Origin of the sequence: Streptomyces sp. SDT5-1, from assembly GCF_052245995.1 — a bacterium.
Taxonomy (GTDB): domain Bacteria; phylum Actinomycetota; class Actinomycetes; order Streptomycetales; family Streptomycetaceae; genus Streptomyces.
Window position 1 is genome coordinate 8,508,807 of record NZ_CM125963.1, and the last position, 23,225, is coordinate 8,532,031.

Genomic DNA, 23,225 nt, shown 5'->3' on the forward strand with positions numbered 1-23,225 from the left:
GCTCCTTTCCCCTTCGTCCCGTGGTGCAAGTCATCTGATGAATCCTGACGGACGTGCGAGGACGGGACTCTGCATCTCTCCCTTGCCCCCTGTTCAACACGGAATTTACCGCCTACGGTCCTGCGAGTGCGAACCAGTCAGCAAAAGTCATCGGACAACTCGCGGAGCGGCATGTCTTCTCACTCCCTCGATGCCCACCCCCTCGACGCCTGGGCCCTCGACCCTCACGTGCGCCACCTCAACCACGGTTCCTTCGGTGCGGTGCCCCGTGTCACCCTCGACGCCTTGCGGGAACTGCGCACGGAGATGGACGCCAACCCCTGCCGGTGGTTCCGCGGCCTGCCGGAGCGCGTGGCGCTGGCCCGCGTCGAGATCGCCCGCTATCTGCGCGTCAGCCCCGAAGCGCTGGCCCTCGTGCCCAACGCAAGCGCGGGCGTCAGCACGGTCCTCGGCTCGCTCGACCTCCCCGCGGGCAGCGAGGTGCTGCTCACGGATCACTCGTACGGCGCCGTCACCATGGGCGTGCGCCGGGCGGCCGAGCGTACGGGCGCCCACGTACGCACCCTGCACGTGCCGCTCGACGCGACGCCCGAGGAGATCGCCGCGCTCTTCGCCGATGCCTTGGGCGACACCGCGCGCCCGACGTCCCTGGTGGTCGTGGACCAGGTCACCTCGGCGACGGCCCGGCTGTTCCCGGTGGCCGACATCGCCGCGCACGCCCACGCGGCGGGTGCCCTCGTGCTCGTCGACGGGGCGCACGCGCCCGGCATGCTCGCCGACCCGCTCGGCGACGCGGGCGACGCCGACTTCTGGGTGGGCAACCTGCACAAGTGGCCCTGCGCGCCGCGCGGCACGGCCGCGCTCGTGGCGCGCGGCGACCTGGCGCAGCGGCTGCACCCGGTGATCGACTCCTGGGGCGCGCCGTACCCGTTCCCCGAGCGCTTCGACCAGCAGGGCACGGTCGACCTCGCGCCCTGGCTCGCCGCGCCGCGCTCCCTCGACTTCGTCGAGGAACGCTTCGGCTGGGACGCCGCACGCCACCACATGAGCGAACTCGCCGGCGAGGCGCAGCGGTTGCTCGCGGACACCCTGGACGCGGACACCTCCACGGTCGGCGGCAGCCCGGCCCCCGCCATGCGCCTCGTCCCGCTCCCCGCGGGCGTGGCGGCGGACCAGGATGCGGCGCACGCCCTGCAACGCCACCTCGCGGACACCACCGCCTGCGAAACCGCCATCACGACCTGGAACGGCCACGGCTTCCTCCGCGTGTCCGCCCACCTCTACAACGACCGCAAGGACTACGCCCACTTGGCGGACGCCCTGCCGGCGGCGCTCGCCGCGTCCGCCGCGTCCTCCGCCTCCCGCTCCTGAAGGGCCGGTCAGCGTGCGCACCAAATCCATCGAGGCGACCCTGCGGGACGCCGAACGCCCCTCCACCCGCCTCGCCCGCACCCTCGGACCGCTCCAGCTCACGATGATGGGCATCGGTGTCACGATCGGCGCGGGCATCTTCGTCCTCACCGGCACCGCGGCCGCCAACTACGCGGGCCCCGCCATCGCCCTGTCCTACCTGCTCGGCGCGCTCGCCTCCGCCCTGGTGGCGCTCTGCTACATGGAGTTCGCGTCGACCGTGCCGGTCGCGGGCAGCGCGTACACCTTCGCGTACGTCTCGCTCGGCGAACTGGTGGCATGGCTCATCGGCTGGGACCTGATCCTCGACATGACCATGGGCGCGGGGGCGGTGGCCAGCGGCTGGGCGCAGTACGTCGCCGACTTCCTCGCCAGCTTCGGCGTGCACCTGCCCGCGTCGATCGTCGGCCCCGACGCCTTGGTCAACGTGCCGGCGGTGCTGATCATCCTGGTCCTCACCGCGATCCTCGCCTCGGGCGTCCGCACGACCGCGCGCGTGAACGCCGCCATGACGCTGGTCAAGCTCGCGGCGATCGTGGTGTTCCTGTGCGTCGGCGTGTTCCACATCGACGTCGCCAACTGGTCGCCCTTCATCCCCGACTCCCGCCCGCCCGGCGGCGACGGAGCCTTCTGGGAGCAGCCGCTGCTCGGCTGGGCCGGCATCAGCACCAACGCCACGTTCGGCTTCGCGGGCATCCTCACCGGCGGAGCCATCGTGTTCGGCGCGTACTCCGGATTCGACATCATGGCCAGCAACGCCGAGGAGGCCGAGCGACCGCAACGCACACTGCCGATCGCCCTCATGGCGACCGTGGCGGTGTGCGCCACCCTGTACGTCGCCGTGTCCCTGGTCATCACCGGCATGCGGGAGTACCCGCGGCTCAACACCGGGGCACCCGTGACCGCGGCGCTCGCCTCCGTCGGCGCGGACTGGGCCGTGCGGATCGTCGGCATCGGCGCGATCTGCGGGCTCACCACCGTCGTCATGATCATGCTGCTCGGGCAGAGCCGGGTCTTCCTCGCGATGAGCAGGGACCGCCTGCTGCCCGAGTGGTTCTCGCACGTCCACCCGGCGACGCGCAGCCCGCGCCGCATCACCTGGACACTCGGCCTGATGGTCGCCTTCATGACGGCCGTGCTGCCCATCCAGGACCTCGCCGAACTCGGCAACATCGGCATGCTGACCTCGTTCGTGGTCGTCTGCATCGGCGTGATGTACCTGCGCCGCACCCGCCCCGACCTGCCCCGCGGCTTCCGCACCCCATGGGTCCCCGTGCTCCCCGTCGTGGCCCTGCTGCTGTGCCTGCTGCTCGTCGGCAGCCTGCCGCTCATCACATGGGTGCGGTTCCTGGCCTGGATGGCGGTGGGCCTCGTCCTCTACGCGGTGTGGGGACGCCGCAACAGCCGCGTCGCCGCAGGTGAGTTGGCCGAAGGGGCCGTGCCGCGGCCTCGTGAGGAGGTGCCCGCCGAGGATTCGACGCGACGCGACCATTGACGGCCCCCGCACGGGCGCGCCATGCTCCCGGCATCGCGTGTTATCGATAACACGATCGTGAGCCCGCCTGAGGGAGCCGCCCCATGACAGGCCGTCACCCGTCCATCGGTCCCGCTCTTCCCGCCGCCCGCCCCGGCAGACGCGCTCTGCTGCGGGCGGTCGCGGCGGGCGCCGCCGCCACGGCGTCCGCGCCGCTCCTCACGGCGTGCGGCACCGCCGCGGGACAGCCTCCCGGGAAGGTGGCACTGCACGGGGACAACCCGACCTGGGCGCCGCCCCTCAAGGCGGCAGGGCAGGCGATGCGCGCTGTCGACGGCATCGGTCTCGTGCCCGAGGTCATCCCGTCCCTCGAGTCCTTCGAGCAGGTCGTCAAGTCCTCGCTGCGCACCAACAAGACGCCGGACATGCTCAAGTACTGGTCCGGCTACCGGCTGCGCGACCTCGCCCGCACCGGCGGCATCGAGGACCTGACGGACCACTGGGAGGGCGCCGTCCGCAGGGGCTGGGCCGACCCCGCGCTGCGACCGGCGCTCACCCACCGCGGCCGCGTCTACGGACTGCCGATGAACCTCGCGTACTACGTGTTCTTCTACAACCCGCGGGTCTTCCGGGACAACGGCCTGGAGAAGCCCGAGACCTGGGACGACTTCCTGCACGCGGCCGACCGCCTCAAGCGCGCGGGCATCACACCGCTGCACGCGACGACGGCGGGACGCTGGCCCGCGTTCATCTGGTTCCAGGAGATCCTCACCCGCCAGGACCCGCGGTTCTACGAGGACCTGCTCAACGGCCGCGCCCGCTACACCGACGAGCCCGCGCGACAGGCCCTGCGCACCATCGGCTCCTTCGCCGACAAGCACTGGTTCACGTCCCTCGACATGGACCACACCGCGGCCGCCGCCGGTGTGCTGCACGGCAAGGTCGGCATGGTGGCCTGCGGCTCCTGGCTCGGCGCCACCTTCGCGGGCGCGGGCGGCAGACCCGGAGAGAACGTCGACGCGTTCGTGCTGCCCATGCAGAACACCCGCGTACGGCCCGCCGTCGTCTTCGAGACCAGCGCCCTGGTGTGCACCGTCCGGGGCCCCGACCGGGCCGAGGCACTGCGCGCCGCCGGGGCCTGGACCCACCCCAAGGTCATGAAGGCCTTCTCGCACGCCCTCCAGGACGGCTGTCCCAACCCCGTCGTGCCACCCGCCAACGTCACCATCGACGGCGTCGCACGAACCGTGAAGAGGACCAAGGCCCGCAAACTCAACCGCTTCTGGGAACTCGGACCACCCGAACTCGTCGAGTCCACCGTCGACGACCTCGCGGCCGCCCTGCTCGACCCGTCCTCGTACCGCTCCGTCCTGCGCACCATGCAGGGCCGCGCCGACGAGGCATGGCCGGTGTGGCGGGAGGCGGAGAAGGCATGACCGAGACCGTGCGCACCACCGCGCCCGCCCAGGTGACACCACCCCGCCGCCGCATCCCCACCCGCACACCGCACCAGGCCGTCGGCCGCACGGGCCGATCCGGACGGCTCGGAGGGCCGCTCGCCGGCATCCCGTGGGCCCTGCCCGCCCTGCTGTTCGTCGGCGTGCTCCTCGTCTATCCGTTCCTGCGCAGCATCTACGGCAGCTTCTTCGAGGACAACGGTTTCACCAGCCACTACACCGGCCTCGACAACTTCACCCGGCTCGCCCAGGACCCCATCTTCGGCCGGTCCGTGCTCAACACCGTGCTGTGGGTCGCGGGCACCCTCCTGCTGCCCGTCCTCGCCGGGCTCGCCATCGCCGTCGCCACCCACCGGATGCGCTTCGGACTCGTCGCGCAGACCGTCGTCGTGCTGCCGTACGCCGTGTCGGGCGCCGCGACCGCCGTGCTGTGGAAGTTCATCCTCACCTCGGAGGGCTCCCTCAACCAGTTCCTCGACGCCGTCGGCCTCGGCTCGCTCGCCCACCCGTGGCTCCTGGAGTGGCCCCAGAACACCATCTCCATGATCGTGGCCAGCACCTGGCAGGCCACCGGCCTCAACGTCGTCCTCTTCGCCATCGGCCTGCGCGCCATCCCGCGCGAGACCGTCGAGGCCGCCGAACTCGACGGGGCCACCGGCTGGCGCATGTTCCGGCACATCACCCTGCCCCAACTGCGGTCCGTGACCGTCGTCGTGGTCGGCATGGCCATCGTCAACAGCCTCAAGGCCTTCGACATGATCTGGGTCCTCACCCAGGGCGGCCCGGCCCGCTCCTCCGAGACCCTCGCGCTGACCATGTACCGCGAGGCGTTCCGCCTCTTCCACATCGGCTACGGCTCCGCCGTCGCCCTCGTCCTGTCCGTCATCGTCGTCGCCTCCTCGTGGCTCTATCTGCGCCGGCAGATGCCCGAGACCTCCCCCCGCTGACCCGAGCCGTCCGACAAGGAGCGACACCCGTGGGAAAGACCTTCCGCAACCTCTTCGTCGCCGGCTGCGTGCTGCTCTGGCTGGTGCCCATGTACCTCCTGGTCGTCAACGCGCTCACCCCCGTCGGCGCGTACAGCGGCAAGCCGGACTGGACGCCGAACGGCTTCGCGCTGTGGGACAACCTCGCGACCGCGTGGAGCGACGCGGGCATCGGCGACAGCTTCCTCAGCTCCCTGATGTACGCGGTGGTGTGCGGCGCCGCCGCCGTCCTCGTCGCCGCCATGGCCGCGTTCGCCGTGGTGGTGCTGCCCATCCCGAAGCCCACCTTCTGGTTCTGGCTCATCTACTCCGGGACCCTCTTCCCGCTCCAGATGTTCCTCGCCCCACTGTTCGGCATGTACGCCGACGGCAACCTCTACGACACCCGCCTCGGCCTCATGCTCGTCTACGTGGCGTGGTCGATCCCCTTCGCGTTCTTCCTCGTCCGCAACCAGATGACCACCATGCCGCCCGAGGTCACCGAGGCAGCGATGATCGACGGCGCCTCGTTCCGGCGGATCTTCTGGCGCATCCACGTGCCGCTGATGGGCTCCAGCCTGGCCGCCGCGTTCATCTTCCAGTTCACCGCCGTCTGGAACGACCTGCTGTTCGGCATCACCCTCAGCCGCAGCCCCGACATCCAGCCGGTGATGGCCGCCCTCACCAGCCTCAACAACGCCTACGCCTCGTCGGGGCCGCCCGTCATCCTGGCCGGCGCGCTCATCGTGTCCGTGCCCACCCTCGTCGTCTTCCTGACGTTCCGCGGCCTGTTCCTGCGCGGTGTCACCGCCGCCACCCGCTGAACACCCGCACCCGCACCCAGACTTGGAGAAGTCCGCATGACCACACGGGCCCTCGTCCGCACCACCGACTGGGACAACGACCGCATCAGGGACAGCCTGCGCGGCTCCGTCGTGAGCGCCGAAGGCAGCCTCTCCGGCGGCCCGCTGCGCCTCACCGTCGAGCCGCTGATGCGCCGCGCCGAGGACGGCGGACTGCTGCAGTCCCTCCGGGTGGAAGCCGTGAACGGCGGCGCGATCCCGGACACCCTCACCGTGCGCACCGGGGCCGGCGCGGCACTGCCCGCCGAGCGCATCGCGGGCCCGAACGGCTCCGTGCGCCTGCTCCTGCCCGCCGTCGACACCGCCCAGCGCGTCACCGTCACCTCCACCGACGGGGACGGCATCGACGTCACCCTCACCCCGCAGCGCCAGTGGACCATCCACCTCGTCCACCACTCGCACCTCGACATCGGCTACACCGACCCCCAGGGCCGCGTCCTCGCCGAACACCTCTCGTTCCTCGACTCCTGCCTCGAACTCACGCGGGCCACCGACGACTGGGAGCCCGAGTCCCGGTTCCGCTGGTGCGTCGAATCGCTGCTCTCCTTCCAGCAGTGGGCCGACGCCCGCCCCGCCGAACAGGTCGAGGAGTTCGTGCGCAGGGTCAGGGAGGGCCGCATCGAACTCACCGCGATGCCCTTCAACCTGCACTCCGAGACCTGCTCCACCGACGAGCTGCACGAACTCCTGCGCCTCGCCCACCAGGTCCGCGACGAACACGGCGTCGAGTTCACCTCGGCCATGCAGACCGATGTGCCCGGCCATGTCGTCGGCCTGGTCGACGCGCTGAGCGCCGCGGGCGTCAAGTATCTGTCCGTGGCGCACAACTGGGCAGGCCGCTCCGTGCCTCACCTGGTCGGCGGGGAGAAGTTGCCGCGTCTGTTCCGCTGGCGGGCGCCCAGCGGCAACAGCGTGCTCGTCTGGATGACCGACACCCCGCACGGCCTCGCCTACATGGAGGGCCCGCTGCTCGGCTTCGACACCGACTACGCCTCCGTCGACGACCTGCTGCCCGCCTACCTCACCTCGCTCGCCACCCACCCGTACCCCTACCGCGGCGGTGTCTTCGGCTGGGCCATGGACGACCGGGAGATCAAGCGCGAGCCCTACCCGTGGGACGTCCTGCACCTGCGCGTCCAGGGCAAGTTCGGCGACAACGCCCCGCCGCGCCGCATCATCGCCGACACCGTCCGCCGCTGGAACGAGACCTGGGCCTACCCGCAATTGCGCCTGTCCCGCAACGAGGACTTCTTCACCGACGCGGAGGCCAGGATCGGCGAAGCCATCCAGACCTTCGAGGGCGACTGGACCGACTGGTGGGTCGACGGCGTCGGCTCCGGCGCCCACCCCCTGTCCATGGCCCGCACCGCCCAGTCCGCCGTCGCCGACGCCCAGACCATCGGCAGCTTCGCCGGCCTCCTCGGCGCCACCGGGGCGGCCGACGACACACGTGACTCCGCCGGTGTGTACGAGGCGGTGTCCCTCTTCGACGAACACACCTGGGGCGCGGGCGACCCCTGGACCCACGGACACGACCACGGCCACTCCGGCGAACAGCAGTGGCACTGGAAGTACGGCCAGGCCCTGCGCGCCCGCGACGAGGGGCAGTCCCTCCTGAACCGGGCGGGCGCCCGCCTCGGCCAGCGCCTCGCGCGCCCCGCCGGCACCGCTGCCGCGTACCACGTGGTGAACACCTGCTCCTGGCCGCGCACCGAGGTCGCCGAGCTCTTCCTGCCCGAGTCCAGCGTCCCGCTCGACCGCGCGGTCACCGTCCACGACGCCCGCACCGGCGCCGAACTGCCGCACGATGAGCACCCGCAGGCCAACGAGGACCACCGCGACGCGGGCCGCTTCCTCCACGTCCGCGTCGACGACGTGCCACCCGCCGGATCCGTCCGCGTCGACGTCCGAGCCGCCACCACCACGGGCGACGCGGCCGAGGGCACCACCGTCGTCAAGGCCGCCACCGGCTGGAACCCCACGGGCGGCAGCGAGCGGGAGGACCCGGCCGAGACCGCGTCCGCGGCGTACGCGCACCCCGACCCGCTGCTCCTGGAGAACGAGCACCTTGCCGTCCGCGTCGACCTGGCCCGCGCCCGCATCGCCTCCGTCGTCGACCGGGCGACCGGCCGTGAACTCGTCCGCTCCGACGCCATCACCGGCTTCAACGCCTACATCCACGACAGCTACACCACGTCCGGAGGCTTCAACCACAACTCCAGCCGCACCACGGCGTCCGACCGCCTCGAACACCTCGGCAACCGCTCCGTCGCCCCGCCCGCGGCCCTCATCGCGCGTCGCACCACGGCCACCGCCGAGACCCTCACCTACGAGACACGTCCGCCGGGCGCCAACCGGGTGCGCACCACGCTCACCCTGCGGCACGGCATCGGCCGCCTCGACATCGAGAACCAGGTCGACAAGGACGCCACCCTCGGCAAGGAGAGCGCCTACTTCGCGTTCCCCTTCGCCTTCGAGACACCCACCGTGCGCATGGAGGCATCGGGCGGAGCCACCGGCACCGGCCTGCCCGTCGTTCCCGGCTCCGCCCTGCACATGCGGGCCGTGCGCCGCTGGGTGACGCTCCAGGAGGGCGATCTCGCCGTCGGCTGGGCCACACAGGACGCGCCGCTCGTCCAGTTCGGCAACATCGCCCTGCCGTACGCCCCGTTCCCCAAGACGATGAACCACGACGAGCCGGCCACCGTCTACTCCTGGATCCACAACAACCTGTGGGACACCAACTTCCCCAGCGAGCAGGCCTTCGAGTTCACCTTCCGCTACTCCCTCTCGTGCGCCACGGGTGCCGATGTCGCGGGACTCGGTCCGCGCGTCGCCGCCGGCACCGCCCGGCCGCTGCACGCCGTGCGGGCGCGAGGTCCCGAATCGCCCGACGCGCCCGACGGGTTGGCGTTCGCGACCGTCGGAGACCCGCGGGTGCGGCTCGTCGGTGTCACCACTCCCGACACGGAGGGGGCCGTGCTCCTGCGCCTCCAGTCCTTCGCCGAGGAACCCGTGGCATGTCCCGTGCGCGCCCTGTTCCCGGTCACGTCGGCCCGCGTCGCCGACTATCACGGCCGGGCCGGGGAGGCACTGACGCCCCGGGACGGCGAGGTCACCGTCGACATACCGGCGCTCGGCACCACCGCCGTGCTGTTCCGGCGCTGACCCCGCACCCCCTGCGCACGCCTCTGCGTAAAGGAGACTCTGTGTACCGGCACGACCCGCGTTACGCCCCCGCTCCCGGAGCCACCCTGGCCGTCGGCTGGGAGCGGGTGGCGGCACAACTCCCGTCAGCCCCGGCCGTGGTGGCGGTCGACGGTCCGCCGAGCGTCGACTGGGGCGCGCTCGCCGACTGGCTGCGCTCGACACTCCCGGCGACCCTGCTCGACGTACGGAAGCACTACGCGCCACCCGCCACCGTCCGCGCCCGCGTCGGTCACCCCGAAGGCGCCGACGACCCCTACTTCCGCAAACTCGCCGAGAACCCGCTCGACGACCTCTTCGACACCCTCCCGATCGTCGAGACACCCACCGAAGGACTCCTCGTCGTGTACGGGCCCGGCGCGGCGCTCGTCGCGCACGACGTGCTCTGGTACGCGGACGTCCCCAAACGGTACGCCGAAGCCGCCACCGCGGCGGGCACCCCGGGCACCAACCTCGGCCTCCCGGACGAGAAACCGGACCCGCGGCGCCTCTTCTACACCGACTGGCCCATGCTCGACCGGCACCGCGACACCCTCGCCGCGCGCCTCGACGGCTGGCTCGACCTCCAGGATCCCGCCCGACCCGCCTGGATCGACGGACCCGGCCTACGAGCCACGTACGCCGCGCTCGCCCGCGAACCCGTGCGCACCCGGCCGTACTTCAACTCCACCCCCTGGGGCGGACATTGGGCCCAGCGCGAACTCGGTTTCGACCCCGAGGCCCGCAACACGGCCCTCGGCTACGAACTCATCGCCCCCGAAGCGGGCATCCTCGTCGGTACGGGACCCGAGGCGCAGGCCGAGGTGCCGTTCCAGCTGCTGTGCGTCCTGGAACCGGAGAACGTTCTGGGCGCGCGGGTGCACGCGCGCTTCGGCACCTCGTTCCCGATCCGCTTCGACTACCTCGACACCGTCGGCGGCGGCAACCTCTCCCTGCACTGCCACCCCCGCGACACGTACATGCGCGAGAAGCTCGGCTGGCCCTACACGCAGCACGAGACGTACTACATGACCCTCGGCAGCCCCGACACCAAGGTGTTCCTCGGCCTCCGCGAGGACGCCGACGTCGACGCCTTCCGCAAACAGGTCGAGGCCTCCGTCACCCAGGGCATGCCCATGGACGTCGAGGACCACGTCCACGCCTTCCCCGCCGAACGGGGCCGACTGTTCCTCATCCCGGCCGGCACCCCGCACGCCAGCGGCGCCGGGAACCTCGTCCTGGAGATCAGCGCCACCCCGTACCTGTACAGCCTGCGCTTCTACGACTGGCTCAGGCCCGACGCCGACGGCAATCCGCGGCCTCTCCCGTACGAACACGGCTTCGCCAACCTCGACACGGGACGGCGCGGCGAAGCCGTCGCCCGCGACCTCGTCCAGCACCCGCAGACCGTGCGAAGTGGCGACGGCTGGCGCGAGGAGGTCATCGGCGCGCTCGACGAGATGTTCTACGAGGTCAGGAGGTACACGCTCGACGCGGGCGCCGAGGCCCACGACGACACCGCGGGACGCTTCCACGTCCTGAACGTGGTCGAGGGCGACGGCGTGACCCTGCGCACGGAGTCGGGGGCCACCCACCACCTGTCGTACGCGGAGACCCTCACGGTGCCCGCGGCCGTAGGCCGGTACCGGCTGCGCGCGGCCGACGGTGGTCCCGTGCGGGTCGTGAAGGCGCTCGTCCGGTGATCCCGGTCATCGAGGTCGGCGGCACCCATGTCACCGCCGGCCTCGTCGACCTCGCCGCGGGCCGTGTCGGGCGGCGCACCCACCGGGCGCTCGACCCGCACGGCGCCGCGGGCGACATCCTCGGCGCGGTCTGTGCCTGCGCCGACGCCCTCGGCGCACCGGCGGGAGCCACCTGGGGCATGGCCGTGCCAGGACCCTTCGACCACGAGCGGGGCGTCGGACTGTTCGCGGGCGTCGGCAAGTTCGAGGCGCTGTACGGGGTCGACGTGCGGGCCGCGCTGCACGCCGGAACGGCCCGGCCGCCCGGAGACGTGGTCTTCCTCAACGACGCGCACGCCTTCGCCCTGGGCGAGTGCACGGCGGGCGCCGCCCGCGGGCACAGCCGCGTCGTCGGCATCACCCTCGGCACCGGCGTCGGCTCGGCGTTCGTCGCCGACGGCCGGGTCCTCGACCGCGGGCCCGGCGTGCCGCCCGAGGGCCGCATCGACCTGACGACCGTCGACGGGGCACCGCTGGAGGACTCCGTGTCACGGCGCGCCCTCGTGACCCGGTACGGCGAACCGGGCATCGACGTACGGGACATCGCGGCGCGCGCCAGGGCGGGGGAGCGGCGGGCGCGGAACGTCCTGGACACGGCGTTCGGGACGCTGGGCGCCGTGCTCGGCCCGCGCCTCACCGCGTTCGACGCCACCGTCCTCGTCGTGGGCGGGTCGATGGCCCGCTCCTGGGACCTGATCGCGCCCGCCCTGCACACAGGACTCGCCAAGGGCGGGGTGAACGGGCCGCCGTCCGCGCGGCATACTCGTGCGGTGCGCCCCGCCGCCCTCGCCGGTGACGCGGCGCTGCTGGGCGCGGCGCGCACCGTCGCCGCCCGGCACGCGAGCCGAACAGGGCCGGGGTGACAGCGGCCACCGGGACCGACAAGGGGGAGACGTTGGGCAAGTCCGGGGCCGGCGCCGCCAAGGACCCGCATCCCACGGTGCGGGACGTCGCGCGGCGGGCGCGCGTGAGCGCCATGACGGTGTCGCGGGTGCTGCGCGACGACCCGAAGGTGCTGCCGACCACCGCGGAACGGGTGCGCGCGGCGGCCGCCGAACTCGGCTATCGGCGCAACGAGATGGCCCGCAGCCTGCGCCTCGGCAGCGGCACGGGACTCGTCGGGCTCGTCGTCACCAACCTCGCCAACCCCTTCTACTCCCGGCTCGCCCTCGGCGTCGACGCCGTCGTCGGCGGGCACGGCCTGAAGACCGTCATCGGGAACACCGGCCACGACGTGGCCGCCGAACGCGACCTCGTCGAGGACCTGGTGGCCCGCCGCGTCGACGGCATCATCGTCGTGCCCGCCGCCGACGACCAGAGCCATCTCGCCGCCGCCGCGGCCGGTGGCGTGCCCGTCGTCGTCGCGAGCCGGCCCCCGAACGGATTCGACGCCGACTGCGTCCTCGTCGACGACCACGGCGGGGCCCACACCGTCACCCGCGAACTCCTCGCCGCCGGACACCGCCGCATCGGCTTCCTCGGCTCCCCGGCGACCGTCTACACCGGCGCCGAACGCCTGCGCGGCTTCACCGACGCGCTCGCCGAGGCCGGCGTCGAGCGCGCACCCCAGTACGTACGCCTCGGGCAGCAGCAGACGGCCGAGGCGACCGGCGCGGCCGCCGACCTCCTGGCCCTGCCCGAACCGCCGACCGCTCTGTTCTGCGCCAACAACCGCAACACCGTCGGAGCCTTCCGCGCCATCCGCGCCGCGGGCTCGGGCACCGCCCTCGCGGGCTTCGACGACTTCGAACTCGCCGACGTCCTCGGCCTGCCGCTCACCATCGCCGCCTACGACAGCGACGAACTCGGCAAGGAAGCGGGACGTCTCCTCGTCTCCCGGCTCGGCGAGCGCGCCACTTCCGCCGACCGGCGCGCCGCACCGCGCCGCGCCCTCGTCCCCACCACCCTCGTCCGCTACGGACAGGTGTCCTCCGGCTAGGCTCGAAACCCCCGCCCCACCCCGAAGGACCCGCCCCACATGACCGACACCGCACCCGCCGCCCCCGTCATCCACGGCGACATCCCCGGATCCTTCGCGCGCGGTGTGCTCGCCGAGCGGCACCCCGCGCTCATCGAGAAGGTGCGCGCCGCGTTCCCGTACGGGCCCGCGCAGCACCGCGCGCTCGACGCGCTGCTGCGGAACACGGCCGACGGGGTCATCGAGCCGCTGGGCGACGCGGCGCACGACCGGGAGCGGTGGGAGGCGTGGGGGAGCGAGTGGTACGGGCGGCCGTGGTTCGACGCGCCGTTCCTGTGGGCGGAGAGCTACTTCTACCGGCAACTCCTCGACGCCGTCGGCTACTTCGGCGGCGGTGCGTGGCAGGGCGTCGATCCGTTCCAGCCGTTCAAGAGGGCCGAGCTGGACACTCCGGAGACCGACGCCGAACTCGCCGCCGTCGACCGGCTGGCGGAGGTGGGCGCAGAGGAGCGGGACCGCGGGGTGTTGCTCGGGGCGTTGTGGGGCAATCGAGCCGACCTGGGGTTTCGGATCACGGAAGGGGACGGGGAGGTCGGCGCGGACACGCGGCTCGTCGTCGACGACTCCGACGCGTTCTGGGCCGCCCTGCCCGAGGACGGCGGCGCCACCATGAGCCTCGTCGCCGACAACGCCGGGCGTGAACTCCTCGCCGACCTGCTGCTCGTCGACCACCTGCTCGTGCACGGCCGGGTCGGGCGGGTCGTCCTTCAGGTCAAGCCGTACCCGTACTACGTGTCCGATGCCATGACCGCCGACGTCGTCGACTGTCTGCGGCGGCTCACCCGGGCAGGCGGCGCGGCGGCCGAGGCCGGCGGGCGGCTCTGGGCGGCCATGGGCGACGGGCGGATCGAGGTCCGCGCCCACCCCTTCTCGTGCGCCCCGCTGCCGTACGCCGACATGCCCGACGACCTGCGCGCCGAGTTCGCCGCGACGGACATCGCCGTGCTCAAGGGAGACCTCAACTACCGGCGCCTGGTGGGCGACCGGATGCACGAGCCCACCACGCCGTTCGCGGACCGCACCGCGTACTGGCCGACGCCGGTCGTCGCGCTGCGCACGCTGAAGTCCGACGTGATCACCGGCCTTGAGCCGTCCGTCCGCGACACGCTGGACGCCGCCGAACCGCACCAGAAGTGGCGGGTCAGCGGCGCCCACGCGCTCGTACAGGTCAGGGGCTGAGACCCCCTCAGGCCGTGGCCCGCTCCAGAGTCTCCAGCGAGCGGCCCGCCGTCTCCCGTACGAACGCCGCCGTGAACGCGAACGCGAGCACGCAGATCGCGGCGAACAGCGCGAACGCGGCGCCCGCGCCCGCCGTCAGGAGGACGGGGAAGACCAGCGACACCGCGAAGTTCGCCGCCCAGTTCGTGCCCGAGCCGACGCTCACGCCGACACTGCGGACGCGCAGCGGGAACAGCTCCGGCAGCATCACCCACAGCAGCGGCGCCCAGCTCAGCGAGTACGCCACCTTGAACACGGCGAGGCTCGCGACGGCCGCGACCTGGCCGAGCGTCTGGTGCAGGAGGCCGAGCGAGAACACTGCGCACAGCGTGCTCATGCTGAGGATCATCAGGACGAGCCCGGTGAGGAGCAGCGGTTTGCGGCCCACCCGGTCGACGAGCCGTCCCGTCACGAACGTCGTGACGATGGAGAGGACGCCGAGCCCGACGCTGTTCAGGAGGGCAGCCGAGTCGCCGAAACCGGCCGCCTTCAGGATCGTCGGCGCGTAGAACACGATCGTGTTGGAGCCGATGACCTGCTGGATGACCGCCATCGCGACCGCGATGCCGAAGGCGCGCCGCACACGGCGGTCAGCGAACAACTCCCGGAGTCGCCCTCCGCGTTCATGTGCCGTACGCGCGGCGGCGCGGATGTCGGCGAGTTCGGCGTCGGCCTCCTCCTCGGTGTGCAGGCGGAGCAGGACGGTGCGGGCCTCGTCCTCGCGGCCGTGCGCGACGAGCCAGCGCGGCGTCTCCGGCTGGGTCCACATCCCGGCGAACAGCACGGCGGCGGGCACGAGCGCGAGGCCGAGCATCCACCGCCAGGCGCCCGCGTCGGACAGCAGATACGAGATCAGGTACGACACGAAGATGCCGACCGCGATCATCATCTGGTTGAGCGTCGAGACCCGGCCGCGGATCGCGGTGGGCGCCAACTCGGAGAGATAGCTGGGGATCACCGACGAGGAGAGGCCGACGGCCACGCCCGTGAGCACCCGGAACGTGATCAGGACCCAGGGGCCCGTCGCCAGCGCCATGCCCAGTGCCCCGGCTCCGAACACCACCGCCGTGCCCAGCATCACCGGGCGGCGTCCCCAGCGGTCCGTCGTGGGCCCCGCCGCGAAACAGCCCGCGATGGCGCCGATCATCAGCGAGCTGACGAACGCGCCCTGCATCCAGGCGCTCAGCCCCAGATCCCGGGTGAGGAACAACTGGGCGCCCGCCACGATCCCCATGTCGTACCCGGACAGCAGGCCGCCGAAGGCACCGCAGAGATAGAGCAGGAGGGTGCGGCGCGAACGGACGTCCGCGCCCGGTGCGGCGGACACCGATGACCGGGTGACGGCTGGCATGACGAGCTCCCTTGCTGGTCGGCTCCGCCTCATTAGCGTCAACACTTCGACGAAAATCAAGGGGGTCGGACCAGCGGTTTTGATTTCTGTCGCGACTCTTGACGTAAATGCGGGGCGCGGGGGAGTATCCGACCCATGGCAGTGGTCAAGAACCCCACCGTGCTGCGCCGACTGCGGTACGGGAACGTGGAGCGGGTCCTCCAGGTGCTGCGCAGGCAGGGCCCGAGCAGCAGGGCCGACGTGGCCACCGCCACGGGCCTGTCGCGCACCACGCTCTCCGCGATCGTCGGCCAGCTCCTCGCCGACGGAGTCGTCACCGAGGAACCGGCGGGTCCGCCCTCCGGCCGCGGCCGCCCGGTGCACCGGCTCACGCTCAACCCGCGCTCCGCGCAGGCCGTCGGCATCGAGGTGGGCCGCGAGCGCATCACCGTCGCGATCGCCAACGCGGCGCACGAGGTCACCGCGTTCGCCGGCACCCACCACGCGCAGCACTCCGACCCCCACGAGGAGGCGGGCGCGGCGCTCGACCTGCTGCGGGACCTCGCCTCCCGCGAGGGCATCGACCTCGCCGGACTCGGCGGCGTCGGCATCGGCACACCGGGTCCCGGAGACACCTCCGACCGCCGGCAGACCGTCGCCGACACCGTCTCCGAAGCCCTCGACGTGCCGGTGCTCGCCGACAACAACACCCGGCTCGCCGCGCTCGGCGAGGCCATCTGGGGCGCGGCCCGCGGCTCGGGCGACGCCCTGCACCTCACGCTCTCCTACGGCATCGGCGGCGGACTCGTCGCCGGGGGACTGCTGTTCCGGGGCGCGCAGGGAGCCGCGGGCGAGCTCGGACACATCAGCGTCGACGCCGACGGGCCCCGCTGCTGGTGCGGCGGACACGGCTGCCTGGAACAGGTCGCCGCCGTGCCCGCGCTGCTGCGGGCGGCGGGGCGGCGCAGCTGGGAGCGGTTCACGGACGCGTACGCCGTCGGCGCCGACACCGAGCGCGCCGTCGTCGACCGCGCGGCCCTCGCCGTCGGCCGCGCCCTCGCCGCCGCGTCCAGCACCGCCAACCCGCGCCGCATCGTGCTCGGCGGCGAGGTCGCCGACCTCGGCCCCGGCTTCCTGCGCCCCGTCGAGGACGCCTTCCGCCGCTACACCGCCACCCGCGTCCACCGCGACGTGGAGCTCGTGCAGGCCGCGCTCGGCGAGCGCTCCGGAGCGCTCGGCGCCCTCGCCCTCGTCTTCCACGAGTCACCGCTGCTCGCGGGGTACGCGACGGCGGACGCGGCGGCACCCGAGGAGGCCGCCGCCGACCACGCCTCGTAGCACCCACCCCCGGCCCGAACCACCCCTCGTACGATCCGAAAGGCACCGCCGTGCGCCACAACATGCTCTTCCTCATGACCGACCAGCACCGGGTCGACACCCTCGGTGCCTACGGCAACCCGCACGTGCGCACCCCGAACCTCGACCGGATCGCCGCAGAGGGCACCCGCTTCGACAGCTGCTACACGCCGACCGCCATCTGCACCCCGGCCCGCGCGAGCCTGCTGACCGGAGCCGCCCCGTTCCGGCACAAGCTGCTCGCCAACTACGAGCGGAACGTGGGGTACTTGGAGGACCTCTCCGACGGCCAGTTCACCTTCGCCGAGCAGCTCAAGAGCGACGGCTACAACCTGGGTCTGATGGGCAAGTGGCACGGCGGCGTGCGGCGCACCGCCGCCGACTACGGCTTCGAGGGGCCGAACCTGGAGGGCTGGCACAACCCCGTCGACCACCCCGACTACCTCGCGTACCTCAAGGAGCGCGGGCTGCCCGAGTACGCCATCAGCGACCGGATGCGCGGCACCACGCCCAACGGCAGCCCCGGCAACCTCCTCGCCGCCCGCCTCCACCAGCCCGTCGAGGCCACCTTCGAGTACTACCTGGCCACCCGCACCATCGAGATGCTGCGCCGGTTCGCCGACGACGAGCGCGGCGGCGACGGCAACCCGTTCTTCCTCGCCACCCACTTCTTCGGCCCCCACCTGCCGTACATCCTGCCGGACGCGTACTTCGACATGTACGACCCCGAGCTCGTCGAACTGCCCGCCTCGATGGCCGAGACGTTCGCCAACAAGCCGCCCGTGCAGAGCAATTACAGCCAGCTGTGGGCCTTCGACACCATGCCGCTCGAAGACAGCCGCAAGCTCATCGCCGCCTACTGGGGGTATGTCACCCTCATCGACGAGCAGATCGGCCGCATCATGCAGGCCGTCCGCGACCTCGGCCTCGACGAGCGCACCGCCGTCTGCTTCACCGCCGACCACGGCGAGTTCACCGGCGCCCACCGCCTGCACGACAAGGGCCCCGCCATGTACGAGGACATCTACCGCATCCCCGGACTCCTCCGCATCCCCGGCGGCGCGGCGGGGCAGGTCCGCGACGAGTTCGTGTCACTCACCGACTACACGGCCACGATCCTGGAGCTGGCGGGCGCCGACCCCGCGCCCGCCGTCGACAGCCGCAGCCTGCTGCCCCTCGCCCGCGGCCGGCACCCCGAGTGGGACGACCACCACCTCGCCGAGTACCACGGCCACCACTTCCCGTACCCTCAGCGCATGCTGCGCACCCGCCGCTACAAGCTCGTCGTGAACCCCGAGTCGCACAACGAGCTGTACGACCTCGAGGCCGATCCGGACGAGCTCCAGAACCGGTACGAGCACCCCGAACTGCGCGAGGTCCGCACGGAGTTGATGCACCGCCTGTACCACCTGCTGCGCGACCGCGGCGACAACTTCTACCACTGGATGACACCCATGTACGACGTGCCGACCGACTACGACACGACGCTGTCCGCGTTCGAGTCGGAGGGCGTGGCGTGAAGAGCTGTTGCTCGCCGTCGAGGGAAGGCGGCCCCCAGGGCGTGTCGGGAGAACCCGTCGCCCTGAGCGTCGCGCCACCCGAGGTACCCACCTACGACACCCGTGTCACCCTGCCAGGCGGCACCTTCCGCATGGGCAGCGAGGATTCCGACGCCAACCCGGGGGACGCGGAGGGGCCGGTGCGCGAGGCGCGGGTGGAGGCGTTCGCCATCGACGCCTACGCCGTCACCACCGCCCGCTTCGCGGAATTCGTCGAGGACACCGGGCACCGCACGGACGCCGAACGCTTCGGCTGGAGCTACGTGTTCGCCAAGTTCCTGCCGGGACACCTGCGGAAGATCTCGCCGCGCCCCGACGCCACCCCCTGGTGGTGCGGCGTCGAAGGTGCCACCTGGCGCACCCCGGAGGGCCCCGGCAGCGACCTCGAAGGCCGCTGGGACCACCCGGTCACCCACGTCGGCTGGGCCGACGCCGTCGCCTTCGCCGCGTGGGCGGGCGGCCGGCTGCCCACCGAGGCCGAGTGGGAGTACGCGGCGCGCGGCGGCCTCGACCAGGCCCGCTACGCCTGGGGCGACGAACTCACCCCCGACGGCGAGCACATGTGCAACATCTGGCAGGGCACCTTCCCCACCAAGAACACCGCCGAGGACGGCTACGCGGGCACGGCCCCCGTGCACGCCTTCCACCCCAACGGTCACGGCCTCTACAACGTCGCCGGGAACGTGTGGGAGTGGAATGCCGACCCGTGGGAGGCCGGGGGAGACCCCGACACCCGTGTCATGCGCGGCGGCTCGTACCTCTGCCACCACTCGTACTGCAACCGCTACCGGGTCGCCGCCCGCACCTCCAACACCGCGGACAGCACCTCCGGCAACACCGGCTTCCGGGTGGCCTACTCGGCCTGACCCACGTAGTCGACGGTGACCTGCTCCGCGTGCGGCGCGAGCAGGTCGCGCAGCTCCTCGGCGGCCGCCTTCAGCAGGTGCCCGTCGCGGTCCGCGCGCACGGTCTCCATCAGGAACGCGACCCGCGTCGAGTCCTCGGTGACACAGGTGCGGTGGGCGTCGCGGTGGTTCCAGTGCCGGGTCAGCACGCCGGTCGCGTCCGCGTAGATCACCTCGCCGGGCTTGGGGTGCTCGACGGTGTCGGGCTCGCCGAGCGGCGTGAACTCCTCGGTGCCGTCCGCGTACCGGATCTCCACCACGTCACCGGCCACGTGGTCGAGGTCGAAGGCGCCCGCGGGCAGCCCGTGCCGCACCGAGACCACGTTGTACGAGTCGACGGCCGGGTTGATGCGCGGCAGCGCGCCCTTCTTCGCCAGGCGGCGCCCGAGCGCGTCCACGCTCGGCCGGATACGCCGCGGGTTCGTGCCGAAGGAGCGGTACGCGGTGTGCCACGCCTCGATGCGCGGATCGGTCTCGTCGGCGGGCTGCCAGGAACCGTCGGCGAGCTCCCGCTCGAGTTCCGCGAGCGCGGCGACGGTCTCCGGCCACTCCTCACGGCCGCGCAGACCGGTGGCCGTGACCACGGCGATCAGGGTGTCGGGGAAGGCGTCGGCGACGGCTGGGGTGAGGTGGAAGGCGGGCATCGGGCGACTCCGTGTCTGAGGTGCGGGTGGGTGGAGGATTCAGGTCAGGGCGAGGAGGCTCACGGCGACGGCGGCCGTGCCCAGGCCGACCAGCTGCCCCCGGTGGATGCGCTCCGCGAGCACACCGCGCGCGAGCAGCACCGTACCGGCCGGGTACAGGGCCGTGACGACGGCGACGACGGCGAGGTCGCCGCTGCGGGCGGCCAGCAGGAACAGCAGGTTCGCGAGCGAGTCGAGCACACCCGCGGCGGCCGAGATCCCGTACGCCGGCTTCTCCTCGCCGAGCCTGCGGTACAGCACACCGGCGGCGCCGAGCGTGACGGCGGAGGAGACCGCCCTGCCCACGATCAGCGGCGCGACACCGCTGTCCGACGGGGCCTGGTGCAGGCACACCAGTTGCAGCGCGATGGCCGCGCCCGCCCCGAAGGCCAGCAGCAGCGCGTTGCGCGAGGGCCGGGAACCACCGGCCCCGCTCCCGGCGCTGACCAGCACCACGGCGACGAGCGCGAGCGGCAGCCCGACGAGCCCCGCAGCGGCGAGGTGCTCGCCCTGCGTCAGGCCCACGGCGACCGGCAGCGCGGCCGACACCAGCGCCGTCACCGGGGACAGCACGTTCATCGGCCCGATGGCGAGCGTCTTGTAGAGCAGCGCGAACGCGGCGGCCGACGCGACCCCGGAGGCCGCGCCCCAGCCGACGGCGGCGGAGCTGAAGGAGGCGCCGAGGAACGGCCACAGCAGCAGCTCCACCGCGAGGCTGGCCGGGGCCGCCACCATCACGGTGCGCAGCACATGCGCTTTGCGGGCGCCGAGGCCGCCGAGGAAATCGGCGCAGCCGTAGGCGAGAGAGCTGCCCAGGGCCAGCAGCAGAGCGATCACGAGACGTTTCCTTGCCATCCTTGTGCGTCAATGGAACGACCAAACCGTACAATGAACCGACCGTGATGTGTCAACCGAACGACCGCGCGGTACATTCCACTGGCCAGTCGGTGGTGAGGCGGAAGGTGGTCAGGTGACCGAGACAGAGGCAGCCCTGCGCACGCTCGCGCACAACGTCAGGACGGCCCGCTCCCGCGCGGGCCTCTCCCTGGACGAACTCGGCCGCCGCGCCAAGGTCAGCAAGGGCGCCCTCGTCGGCCTGGAGAAGGCGCAGGGCAATCCGAACTTCGCCACGCTCGTCCGGCTCGCCGACACCCTCGGTGTCTCGGTGTCCGCGCTCCTGGAGGGCCCGACCGAGGGGCGCGTGCGGGTGGTGTCGTCGGACGAGGTGATGCCGCTGTGGGCGGGGGAGCGGGGCAGCGAGGCGCGGCTCATGCTGACGACCACCGGCGCGTCGCCCGTCGAGGTGTGGCGCTGGCGCCTCGAACCGGGCGAGGAGTACCCCAGCCACCCCCACCAGGCCGGCGTCATCGAGACGGTGAGCGTCACCAGCGGCGCCATGACCCTCGTCGTCGACGGCGCCGAACACACCGTGGCGGCCGGGCAGACCGCCACCTTCGACGGGGACGCCGCGCACACCTACCGGGGCGCGGGCGAGGGAACCTGCCACCTGATCATGACCGTGCAGCTGCCGCCGGGGTCATAGGCGCCACCTATCCGGGGCATCGATTTTTGGTCGTGGACCTCCGCGCCCGCAAGCCGCTTCACTGACGCGGTAGTTGGGGCGGCGCCGGACGGGCCCGGCGCCGCGGGCCCCAGCCGTGCCCGGATGGAGGTTGCAATGACGCATGCCCCGGACGCCGCCGCAGGCGCCACCACCATGGTGAAGGCCAGGCCGTGGTACCGGCAGCTCTATGTGCAGGTGCTGGCGGCGATCGTCGTCGGCATCGTGCTCGGCTGGCGGTGGCCCGACCTCGGCACGGCGATGGAACCGGTGGGCACCACCTTCGTCGCCGCGATGAAGATGCTCATCGGGCCGATCGTCTTCCTGACCATCATCGGCGGCATCGCGGGCGTCGCCGACCTCAGGAAGGTGGGCCGCACGGGCGTCAAGGCGCTCGTCTACTTCCAGGCCGGCACCATCGTGGCGCTCGGCTTCGGGCTCCTCGCCATCAACCTGTTCCCGCTCGGCCAGGGTGTGCACGCCGACGTCGGCTCCCTGCACACCTCCGGCGACGCGAGTCAGTACGTCGAGCAGGGCGAGGCGCAGCACTGGTGGGAGTTCCTCACCCACCTGGTGCCCGACAGCTTCTTCGGCGCGTTCGTCGAGGGCGACATCCTCCAGGTCATCTTCCTCGCCGTGATCTTCGGGATCGCCCTGAAGACGGTCGGCCCGGTCGGCGAACCGATCATCGCGTCCGTCAACCGCCTCACCGAGGTCGTCTTCAAGGTCCTGTCGTTCGTGATGAAGGCGGCCCCGCTGGGCGCCTTCGGCGCGATGGCCTTCGCGATCGGCAAGTTCGGCCTGTCCACGCTCACCAGCCTCGGCTCGCTGATCCTCCTGTTCTACGTCACGTCCCTCGTGTTCGTCGTCGTGGTCCTCGGCGCCGTGCTCTCGCTGTACGTGAAGCTGAACCTGTTCCAACTGCTGCGCCACTTCAAGGAGGAACTGCTGCTCGTCCTCGGCACGTCCACGGCCGAGCCCGCCCTGCCGGGCCTGATGCGCAAGCTCCAGTTCATGGGCGTCGACCGGCCGACCGTCGGCCTCGTGGTGCCGACCGGCTACAGCTTCAACCTCGACGGAGCCGCGGTCTATCTCTCCCTCGCCACGCTCTACATCGCCCAGGCCACCGACACCACGCTCTCCCTCGGCCAACAGCTCGGCCTGCTCGCGGTCATGCTGCTGACCTCCAAGGGTGCGGCCGGAGTGGCGGGCGGCGGGTTCATCGCGCTGACCGCGACGCTCTCCACCGTCGGACATGTGCCCGCCGCGGGCATCATGCTGATCTTCGGCATCGACAAGTTCATGTCCGAATGCCGCGCCCTCGTCAACTTCTGCGGCAACGCCGTCGCCACCCTCGTCGTCGCCCGCTGGGAGAACGCGGTCGACCTGGACCGGGCGCGCCGCGTCCTGGCGGGGGAGAAGGTCGAGCCGCTGCCGGATGAGCAGGCGCCCGCGCCGGCCGTGCCCGCGCAGCAGCCCGCCGCGGTGCCGGCTCCCACCCCCGCACCGCCCGCCTGACCCAGGGCGCCGCCCCTGCC

At 72.2% G+C, this 23,225-nt stretch carries 18 protein-coding genes; 15 read left to right on the forward strand and 3 right to left on the reverse strand.

The annotated features are described in order from the left end of the window. Positions 1-171: 171 nt before the first annotated feature. The 10 genes from ACTWJ8_RS39235 (at position 172) to ACTWJ8_RS39280 (ending at position 14,254) form a co-directional block, all read left to right on the forward strand. Positions 172-1,371 carry an aminotransferase class V-fold PLP-dependent enzyme gene (locus tag ACTWJ8_RS39235; RefSeq protein WP_443262177.1) on the forward strand — a complete coding sequence of 400 codons (1,200 nt, stop codon included), beginning with the start codon at positions 172-174 and terminating at the stop codon, positions 1,369-1,371. A 13-nt stretch (positions 1,372-1,384) separates the two neighbouring features. Continuing rightward, complete coding sequence (locus ACTWJ8_RS39240) at positions 1,385-2,905, forward strand: APC family permease (RefSeq protein ID WP_443262178.1); 1,521 nt, start codon at positions 1,385-1,387, stop codon at positions 2,903-2,905. A gap of 83 nt (positions 2,906-2,988) precedes the next feature. After that, the gene (locus tag ACTWJ8_RS39245; protein ID WP_443262179.1) at positions 2,989-4,320 is read left to right on the forward strand and encodes an ABC transporter substrate-binding protein; all 1,332 of its coding nucleotides are present in this window, start codon (positions 2,989-2,991) and stop codon (positions 4,318-4,320) included. Beyond that, a complete protein-coding gene (locus tag ACTWJ8_RS39250) occupies positions 4,317-5,288 on the forward strand; it encodes a carbohydrate ABC transporter permease (RefSeq protein ID WP_443262180.1) in 972 nt (323 codons plus the stop codon). Before ACTWJ8_RS39245 ends, ACTWJ8_RS39250 begins: the two co-directional genes overlap by 4 nt. Positions 5,289-5,317: 29 nt before the next feature. Then, on the forward strand, positions 5,318-6,130 hold the full coding sequence (locus tag ACTWJ8_RS39255; protein ID WP_443262181.1) for a carbohydrate ABC transporter permease: 813 nt from the start codon (positions 5,318-5,320) through the stop codon (positions 6,128-6,130). 36 nt (positions 6,131-6,166) lie between these two features. Further along, complete coding sequence (locus tag ACTWJ8_RS39260) at positions 6,167-9,337, forward strand: alpha-mannosidase (RefSeq protein WP_443262182.1); 3,171 nt, start codon at positions 6,167-6,169, stop codon at positions 9,335-9,337. Between the two features lie 41 nt (positions 9,338-9,378). Continuing rightward, on the forward strand, positions 9,379-11,058 hold the full coding sequence (locus ACTWJ8_RS39265) for a class I mannose-6-phosphate isomerase (protein WP_443262183.1): 1,680 nt from the start codon (positions 9,379-9,381) through the stop codon (positions 11,056-11,058). Next, entirely contained in the window at positions 11,055-11,960 is a 906-nt protein-coding gene (locus ACTWJ8_RS39270) for an ROK family protein (protein ID WP_443262184.1), read from the forward strand. Before ACTWJ8_RS39265 ends, ACTWJ8_RS39270 begins: the two co-directional genes overlap by 4 nt. Before the next feature lie 113 nt (positions 11,961-12,073). Further along, positions 12,074-13,036, forward strand: a complete 963-nt coding sequence (locus tag ACTWJ8_RS39275; protein ID WP_443265128.1) for a LacI family DNA-binding transcriptional regulator — start codon at positions 12,074-12,076, stop codon at positions 13,034-13,036. Between the two features lie 39 nt (positions 13,037-13,075). After that, positions 13,076-14,254, forward strand: coding sequence for a damage-control phosphatase ARMT1 family protein (locus ACTWJ8_RS39280; RefSeq protein WP_443262185.1), 1,179 nt, complete (start codon positions 13,076-13,078; stop codon positions 14,252-14,254). A 7-nt stretch (positions 14,255-14,261) separates the two neighbouring features. Here ACTWJ8_RS39280 and ACTWJ8_RS39285 read toward each other — a convergent pair whose 3' ends face one another. Beyond that, positions 14,262-15,644, reverse strand: coding sequence for a sugar porter family MFS transporter (locus ACTWJ8_RS39285; RefSeq protein WP_443262186.1), 1,383 nt, complete (start codon positions 15,642-15,644; stop codon positions 14,262-14,264). Between the two features lie 135 nt (positions 15,645-15,779). Here ACTWJ8_RS39285 and ACTWJ8_RS39290 point away from each other — a divergent pair, with 135 nt between their 5' ends. The 3 genes from ACTWJ8_RS39290 to ACTWJ8_RS39300 all read left to right on the forward strand — a co-directional run bounded on the left by ACTWJ8_RS39290 (position 15,780) and on the right by ACTWJ8_RS39300 (position 19,404). Next, positions 15,780-16,961, forward strand: a complete 1,182-nt coding sequence (locus tag ACTWJ8_RS39290; RefSeq protein WP_443262187.1) for an ROK family protein — start codon at positions 15,780-15,782, stop codon at positions 16,959-16,961. 62 nt (positions 16,962-17,023) lie between these two features. Then, positions 17,024-18,499: a sulfatase-like hydrolase/transferase gene (locus ACTWJ8_RS39295; RefSeq protein ID WP_443265129.1), complete on the forward strand. Its 1,476-nt coding sequence runs from the start codon at positions 17,024-17,026 to the stop codon at positions 18,497-18,499. 41 nt (positions 18,500-18,540) lie between these two features. After that, positions 18,541-19,404, forward strand: coding sequence for a formylglycine-generating enzyme family protein (locus ACTWJ8_RS39300; protein WP_443262188.1), 864 nt, complete (start codon positions 18,541-18,543; stop codon positions 19,402-19,404). Here ACTWJ8_RS39300 and ACTWJ8_RS39305 read toward each other — a convergent pair. Both ACTWJ8_RS39305 and ACTWJ8_RS39310 read right to left on the reverse strand, forming a co-directional pair. Then, positions 19,392-20,087, reverse strand: coding sequence for a B3/B4 domain-containing protein (locus tag ACTWJ8_RS39305; RefSeq protein ID WP_443262190.1), 696 nt, complete (start codon positions 20,085-20,087; stop codon positions 19,392-19,394). The genes ACTWJ8_RS39300 and ACTWJ8_RS39305 overlap by 13 nt on opposite strands. A gap of 39 nt (positions 20,088-20,126) precedes the next feature. Then, positions 20,127-20,963 carry an EamA family transporter gene (locus tag ACTWJ8_RS39310; protein ID WP_443262191.1) on the reverse strand — a complete coding sequence of 279 codons (837 nt, stop codon included), beginning with the start codon at positions 20,961-20,963 and terminating at the stop codon, positions 20,127-20,129. Positions 20,964-21,096: 133 nt separating this feature from the next. On the opposite strand from ACTWJ8_RS39310, the gene ACTWJ8_RS39315 reads away from it, so the two are divergent. Next, on the forward strand, positions 21,097-21,669 hold the full coding sequence (locus ACTWJ8_RS39315) for a helix-turn-helix domain-containing protein (RefSeq protein WP_443262192.1): 573 nt from the start codon (positions 21,097-21,099) through the stop codon (positions 21,667-21,669). A 135-nt stretch (positions 21,670-21,804) separates the two neighbouring features. Beyond that, positions 21,805-23,205 (forward strand): C4-dicarboxylate transporter DctA, encoded by a 1,401-nt coding sequence (dctA, locus tag ACTWJ8_RS39320; RefSeq protein ID WP_443262193.1) that lies wholly within the window; start codon positions 21,805-21,807, stop codon positions 23,203-23,205. Positions 23,206-23,225: the final 20 nt, after the last annotated feature.